Source organism: Mesorhizobium sp. M2A.F.Ca.ET.037.01.1.1 (assembly GCF_003998075.1).
GTDB lineage: Bacteria > Pseudomonadota > Alphaproteobacteria > Rhizobiales > Rhizobiaceae > Mesorhizobium.
The window spans coordinates 1-3768 of the sequence record NZ_RZSA01000680.1; the positions used below are offsets into that span (position 1 = coordinate 1).

The window sequence follows — 3768 nt, forward strand, 5'->3', positions numbered from 1 at the left end:
GTCGGCGGCCAAGGCCACATCGCGGGTGTTGTCGGTGGAAGCGTCGTCGACCACGACGACTTCGGCGACTTCCGTCTCGCGCAGCGCCGAGGCGATGGCGACGGGAATCGTCCGCGCCGCGTTGCGCGCGGCGATGATGACGCAAACCGCCGGGCTCGTCACTGGCGTCGTCAGGGGCATGGGTTCACCTTTCGCTTGCATGGGTGGCTGTCCCGCCCGTGATCTTGATCGTGCCGCCCGGCGCCCGCGCGACGGCGGCCGGCCGCTCGAAGATGCGCCGGCTGAGGTCGGCGGAGGCGGCCCAGCCGGCCTCCGCCAGATAACGGACGGGCTCGTGGCCGCACAGTTCCCACAGCACATGGCGGCGCTGCGGCCAGCGCAGCGAGGCAAGCCAGGGCGCGATCACCATGTGGAAGAGGTCGGCATTGCCGATGCGCGCCAGGATGCGAGCGGCGCGATCCGACAGCAGCGTGCAGCTGGCGCCAAGCAGCACGTCGGCGGCGCGCAGCCCGAGAAGCAGCGTGTCCGCAAGGCCCTGCTCGGCGGCGTGATCGAGCACCATCTGCTGCTCGGCCTCACTCAGCCGGCTGGCGCTGGCCCGGACATCGCAGACATAGCCGGCGCAAGGCTCGCGGTTGAAAAAGGCCTTGGCGACGCTGATCGACGACAAAAGCAAGGTGTCGGCCGCCGAGATGATCGGCATGGCCGCGCCGGCCACTTCGACCTCGCGCTTGCGGCGCAGGAAGCCGTCTATGTCGCGCGGGCTCGGCGAACCCGGCTGCTGCAGCCGATGATGGAGGTCGACCGTCGACGCTCTCGCGCCGTCCTCGCGGACCATGTGCTGCTCGCCGAGGAAGCGCACCCACCAGACCGAGCGCGACTTGCCGGCAACCTCATAGCCGATGGTCCGCAACGCCGCGCGCGCCTCGGCGAAGCTCGCCGGCGAAACCAGTATGTCGACATCGCCGGAAGGCTTCATGAAGTGATCGCCATAGAGCCTGTGTTGCTGGAGCGGTCCCTTGAGGAAGACGAAATCGATCCGCCTGTCGCGAAGCACGCGATCGATGGCCACCGAATCGCCGATGCAGGCGGCGTTCATCGACATGGTGCGCCGCCGATAGCCGTCGAGCCAGCCGGGCAAACCGGGAGGCGCCGCGCCGGCAGGAGCACGCGCGAGCGCCTTGAGCATGAACACGCCGACCTTGTTCAGCCTTGCGATGTCGGCGACATGAGCCGCCGAGATTGCCGGCGCAGGCATATCCGCCTGAGCGTCGGCGGCGTCGACGCCGGGGGCGAAAAACAGCCTCAGGCAGGCCTGCACAAAGGCGACTTCGTCGGCACAGCCAGCGGCGCGCAGCCTTTCATACGAGCCATCCTGCATCGCCATGCCCGATGTCGCTCTCCGCAAAAAAGCCGCCCGCGCGATCTATACCGCACTTGCGAAGAAAACCACCGGAAAAATTAGCACCACCGTCCAAGAGGCGGCTAAAGCAGGTTCAACTCCACAACCCAAGCGTTTAAAATCGCACACACTTAATCACTTTTGAAGACAAGCCTCCGGGACGATGCTGCGTGCCGAAAAGCGATGGCTTTTTGCAGCAATCCCTTCACGTCCGCGGGACGGATTTATCGCTCAAAAAATTGCTATAAATAAATCAATTACTTATATGATCGGCGAGAACGCGCGGTTGAATTCCCGGGCAGTCAAGGACTACGATGACAATGTTCGCGGCTTCATCACCAAGGAAGGCAGGCGCAACCGAGAATTGATTAATGCTTGGTAAATCACGCTTGACTCATGAATGTTGCCATGCAGCAATCGCATCGCAGCATAGCTATATGCTGGCGGCATTCTGCGGCCGCTTCCAGTCCTTAATTGGAGAGTAAAATGGAACAGAATGTTGAGAAGCATGAGTACGAGCCCCCCAGCTTGACGGTTCATGGTTCGATTGAAACCATCACGCAGGGTGGCGCTGGGTCGACGGCGCTCGACGTGAGCTTTCCCGCACACACGCCGGTCGGCGAGCTGACTTTCTCGTAAGCTTGCAGGCTACCCGGGAGTCTAAGTTGGGGCTCCGGATACTACCAACAGGCGAGCCGGGGGGGCCTTGTCCCCCGGCTTCCTCCCCAGGATCGCAGGCAACCGATCCCGGCCAAGGTCCAAGGGCGCGGCGGGCCAGCAACGAGGTTTTAGCATGCACTGGAACCCTTCGGACCATGACCGCGTGGTCGCGACCGGCGAGGCGGTGGCTTGTGAATTCGGCGCCGGATTGGCGCTGCTCCACCTCAAATCCAATGTCTATTACAGCCTGAACAGCGTCGGCGCTTTCATTTGGGAGCAGATCCAGGAGCCGCGATCGGTCCTCGATATCCGCGGCGCCGTGCTTGCGCGCTACAATGTCGATGCCGATCGCTGCAAGGCCGATGTCGAAGGCTTGCTGAAGGGGCTGACCGAAGCAGGGCTTGCGAGGCTCCACAGTGAGGAACTGGTCTAAAGCATGCCTCCCGAAAGCGGGGACCGGTTTCGGGATAAAGACATGCGTCAAATCAAAGACCTAAAGCGCATGGAGCGAATCCGAAGGATCGCGACGCGCTTTAGGATCCGGTCGCTGAGCGGCCGGGAGATGCTGTTTCTGGCGCGCTGCCTGGCGGTGGTGAGCGGCGTGCGGCTCGCGCTGACGCTTTCCTCCTACAACCACGTCCGCGGCCTGGTCACGCGGCTTGATGCGAGGCGCGACGCCGGCATCGCCGACCTGCGGCGCGTCGCCTGGGGCGTTGCCGCCGCCGCGCGGCTGGTGCCGGGCGCCAGTTGCCTCACCCAGGCGCTGGCCGGGCAATATCTGCTTGCTTGCCAGGGCAACGCCTCGAAGATCAGCATCGGCATCGAAAGGGGGACAGGCAGCGAACTCAGGGCGCATGCCTGGTTGATGAGCGGCAATCACATCGTGCTTGGCGGCTCGATCAACGGATTTACCCACCTTGTCGACCATGGGTCGTGACCGATGAGCGGCGTGGCCGGCATCCTGCATATCGGCAACGGCAGGCCCGCCGCGGCCAGCGACATCCAGCAGATGCTTTCGCGCATGCGCCATCGTGCCCGCGACGGCAGCTCATGGCGGACGGAGGGCAGCGTGGCGCTCGGCCACGCCTGGCTCGACACGACCAGCGAGGACGGGCCCGGTCCCCTGGCGATGGCCGGCGGCAAACTCGCCATCACCGCCGATTGCCGGCTGGACAATCGCGACGAGCTTTTGGCGCGGCTGGGCCTGCGCGACCGGTCGATTGCCGACGCGATGCTCATCATGCGCGCTTACCTGAAATGGGGCGAGGCCTGTCCGACCTACCTGCAAGGCGACTTCGCCTTCGCGATATGGGACCGCGATCGTCAGGCCCTGTTTTGCGCGCGCGACCATTTCGGCGTCAAACCCTTCTACTATCATTCGACCGCAAGGCGCTTTGCTTTCGCCTCGGAGATCGGGCCGATCCTGGCGCTGGACGGCGTCGGCAGGCGCCTCAGCGAGCACCAGATTTCCGGTTTTCTCGCCGGCCTGCCGGACGATCCGCAGGCCACGCCCTACGCCGAAATCTTCCGCTTGCCGGCGCGACACAGCATGATGGTGGCGGGCCACGGGATTGCGCTGCGGCGCTACTGGCAGATCGAGCCGTCACAGCGGCCGCCACGCGCTGACGCGGCCGAAGAATTCAGGCATCTCTTCGCGCAGTCGGTGGAGAACCGGATGCGTGGCACGTCGGCTGTCGGCGCCATGC

7 protein-coding genes and 1 pseudogene are annotated in these 3768 nt (G+C 64.5%); 6 read left to right on the forward strand and 2 right to left on the reverse strand.

Annotated elements, in window-relative coordinates; all coding sequences use genetic code 11:
• Window positions 1-180, reverse strand: a 180-nt coding sequence (locus EOA27_RS26810; protein ID WP_127257670.1) for a glycosyltransferase, incomplete at its 3' end; no start/stop codon positions are given.
• A gap of 4 nt (window positions 181-184) precedes the next feature.
• On the reverse strand, window positions 185-1387 hold the full coding sequence (locus tag EOA27_RS26815; protein ID WP_127249360.1) for a nucleotidyltransferase family protein: 1203 nt from the start codon (window positions 1385-1387) through the stop codon (window positions 185-187).
• Here EOA27_RS26815 and EOA27_RS40950 point away from each other — a divergent pair.
• The 6 genes and pseudogenes from EOA27_RS40950 to EOA27_RS26840 form a co-directional block, all read left to right on the forward strand.
• Entirely contained in the window at window positions 1386-1547 is a 162-nt protein-coding gene (locus tag EOA27_RS40950; protein ID WP_189342639.1) for a hypothetical protein, read from the forward strand. The genes EOA27_RS26815 and EOA27_RS40950 overlap by 2 nt on opposite strands.
• Window positions 1548-1565: 18 nt before the next feature.
• Window positions 1566-1784: a hypothetical protein gene (locus tag EOA27_RS26820; RefSeq protein WP_127257672.1), complete on the forward strand. Its 219-nt coding sequence runs from the start codon at window positions 1566-1568 to the stop codon at window positions 1782-1784.
• A 104-nt stretch (window positions 1785-1888) separates the two neighbouring features.
• A complete protein-coding gene (locus tag EOA27_RS26825; RefSeq protein WP_127249359.1) occupies window positions 1889-2041 on the forward strand; it encodes a lasso RiPP family leader peptide-containing protein in 153 nt (50 codons plus the stop codon).
• Between the two features lie 154 nt (window positions 2042-2195).
• Entirely contained in the window at window positions 2196-2495 is a 300-nt protein-coding gene (locus tag EOA27_RS26830; RefSeq protein WP_127257674.1) for a PqqD family protein, read from the forward strand.
• A 42-nt stretch (window positions 2496-2537) separates the two neighbouring features.
• Window positions 2538-2999, forward strand: coding sequence for a lasso peptide biosynthesis B2 protein (locus tag EOA27_RS26835; RefSeq protein WP_245463147.1), 462 nt, complete (start codon window positions 2538-2540; stop codon window positions 2997-2999).
• 3 nt (window positions 3000-3002) lie between these two features.
• Window positions 3003-3768 (forward strand): annotated as a pseudogene (locus EOA27_RS26840) (lasso peptide isopeptide bond-forming cyclase); the annotation flags it as partial.

Coding starts and splice junctions, on each gene's coding strand:
- EOA27_RS40950 (WP_189342639.1), top strand. CDS start 1,386: ATGCCCGATGTCGCTCTCCGCAAAAAAGCCGCCCGCGCGATCTATACC.
- EOA27_RS26815 (WP_127249360.1), bottom strand. CDS start 1,387: ATGGCGATGCAGGATGGCTCGTATGAAAGGCTGCGCGCCGCTGGCTGT.
- EOA27_RS26820 (WP_127257672.1), top strand. CDS start 1,566: ATGCTGCGTGCCGAAAAGCGATGGCTTTTTGCAGCAATCCCTTCACGT.
- EOA27_RS26825 (WP_127249359.1), top strand. CDS start 1,889: ATGGAACAGAATGTTGAGAAGCATGAGTACGAGCCCCCCAGCTTGACG.
- EOA27_RS26830 (WP_127257674.1), top strand. CDS start 2,196: ATGCACTGGAACCCTTCGGACCATGACCGCGTGGTCGCGACCGGCGAG.
- EOA27_RS26835 (WP_245463147.1), top strand. CDS start 2,538: ATGCGTCAAATCAAAGACCTAAAGCGCATGGAGCGAATCCGAAGGATC.